1 pseudogene is annotated in these 1,152 nt (G+C 43.7%); it reads right to left on the bottom strand.

Going from position 1 to position 1,152, the window contains the following annotated elements:
* Positions 1–1,152: pseudogene (locus ADH81_RS05855) on the bottom strand (cell surface protein); the annotation flags it as partial.

The following is a 1,152-nucleotide window of genomic DNA, read 5'->3' as shown; positions in this document are numbered from 1 at the left end:
CCAACAAAGTCTTTTTCAGGTGTGAAGGTAACCGCTCCTGTAGTAGGATCAATTGTATAGCTACCTTCGTCCGCTACCGTTACACTGGTTTCATCAGTAGGCTGACCAGTAGCTGGATCTACTAATTTCTTGCTAGTTATCTTCGTAGCCTTGTCATTGCTTAACTCAAATGTAGGTGTTTGAGTTTGAGGAACGTTTTGAATGTCTTCAGAAACTTTATTTGTTGGAGTAAGAGTGACCGGATTTACAGTTGGTGTATAAGTCGCAGAGGCTTTGGTTCCGTTCTTATCTTCACGAACGACTGTAACTGCTGGTGCTGTGCCTGTAAAGCTTGGTTCTGGAACAAATGTCACAGTTCCGTCTGCTGCTACTGTGTAGGTACCGACACCATCAACTGTCTTAGTTGTTGAACCATCTTCGAGGGTTGCTGGAACGTCATCGTTCATTGGCACACGACTATCGCCCTCAGTAAATACAGGCTTACCAGTTTGTGTAGCGCCTTGGATATCTGTTGATTCTGCTGGTGTCGCTGTCGGGGTTACTGGTGTTACTGTTGGAGTGTAAGTCGCTGAAGCTTTAGTACCATTCATGTCTTCACGAACAACGGTAACAGCTGACGCAGTACCTGTAAATGATTTCTCAGGAACAAATGTCACAGTTCCGTCTGCGACTACTGTGTATGTACCAACACCATCTACTTTCTTAGTCGTTAAACCATTATCAAATGTTGCTGGAACAGCTTCATTGATAGCTACTGTTTTCTCAACACCATCAACGGTTACTGTTCCACCCTTGAATTCAGGTTTTCCAGTTTGAGTCGCACCTTGGATATCTGTTGATTCAGCTGGAGTTGCAGTTGGTGTTACTGGAACAATTTCAGGTGTGTAGCTTGTATCCACCTTGATGCCGTTTGAGCTTTCAGCTTGAACCTTGGCTGGTGTTACAGTACCAGTGTATGATTTATCAGTCGGTGTGAAAGTCACTTGGCCAGTGGCTGGATTAATTGTGAAAGTACCGATTTCAGTTGTACCGTCAGTCGCATAAGCTGCCATAGTTGCCACTTCATTGCCATCTTTATTCAAAAGTGTGTAGCTATTTTCTTTAATGGTAATAGCTTTATCTTTGCCGTTCACTTGAACAGTTGTTCCTGCA

It is taken from the genome of Streptococcus pseudopneumoniae, from assembly GCF_001072925.1.
Taxonomy (GTDB): Bacteria; Bacillota; Bacilli; order Lactobacillales; family Streptococcaceae; genus Streptococcus; species Streptococcus pseudopneumoniae_Q.
Note: the sequence above shows the minus strand (reverse complement) of the source record. Positions and strands in the feature narration are given on the sequence as shown.